Annotated in this window: 1 protein-coding gene; it reads left to right on the forward strand. The window is 33.5% G+C overall.

All coding sequences use genetic code 11. The annotated features are described in order from the left end of the window. Window positions 1-11 precede the first annotated feature (11 nt). Complete coding sequence (locus tag KY055_01355; GenBank protein ID MBZ1345274.1) at window positions 12-863, forward strand: radical SAM protein; 852 nt, start codon at window positions 12-14, stop codon at window positions 861-863. The last annotated feature ends 110 nt before the right edge of the window (window positions 864-973 follow it).

Genomic DNA, 973 nt, shown 5'->3' on the forward strand with positions numbered 1-973 from the left:
AATTTAAACCAATGCTAAAAATTAGGGAAATTTTATGTAAATCGGCGATAGGAAAATGCGGATTTCCAAGCGGCGGATTTTGTATTAATCCTTATGTTGGATGCAGTCACCGATGCGTCTATTGTTATAGTAGATTTATGAGAAGATTTACCGGTCATCAAGACGAAAAATGGGGCACCTTTGTTGATGTTAAAATGAATGCTGCTGAAGTTTTGAAGAAGCAATTGAAATCTCCCAAATTCAAAAATCAACCAATATACATGGGCACAGTCACCGACCCTTATCAGCCATTAGAAAAAAAATATAAAATTACCAGAGAAGTATTAAAAATTCTTCTTAATTATCCAGCCAGGGTTAGTATATTAACTAAATCAAACTTAGTGCTGCGGGATTTAGATCTTCTAAAAAAATTCAGAGAATTAGATGTTAATATGACCATTACAAGTTTAGATGAAAAGTGGACCAGGCTTACCGAGCCATTTTCCGCGAGTATCAAGGAAAGATTAGAATGTTTAAAAACTCTCCACAAAGAAGGTATTACCACTCTTGTTTTAATGGGACCCTATTGGCCAATATTTACAAAGCCAGAAGAATTGTTTAAGGAATTCAAAAGGGTGGGAGTAAAATATCTTTTTACTGAAAGTTTCAATGCGATTGGAGGAAATTGGACTGGCGTTGAAGAAATTCTCAAAAAACACTATTCCCAACTATTGTTGAAGATAAAATATACTATTTTAGATAAAGACGCTTTTAATAATTTCTATACTGAAGCCGAAGATAAAGCAAAACGGCTTTCAAAACAATATAATATCCCCTGCACTATTTATTTTGCCCGTGGCCACGCCGCAAAATCAACAACTTAGAATGGCAAAAATATTAAAATTGGATAAAAAAGTTTCTACTGAGATTAAACCAAAAGCACCTTTTAATTTTGATACGACTGTAAAAATTGACAAAATTTTGTGATGGGGAT

The sequence above is a fragment of the Candidatus Nealsonbacteria bacterium genome (assembly GCA_019923625.1).
Taxonomy (GTDB): Bacteria; Patescibacteriota; Minisyncoccia; order Minisyncoccales; family RBG-13-42-11; genus JAHXGN01.

Bases quoted from the DNA above. Each gene is read 5' to 3' on its own strand.
- KY055_01355 (MBZ1345274.1), top strand. From the start codon at position 12: ATGCTAAAAATTAGGGAAATTTTATGTAAATCGGCGATAGGAAAATGC.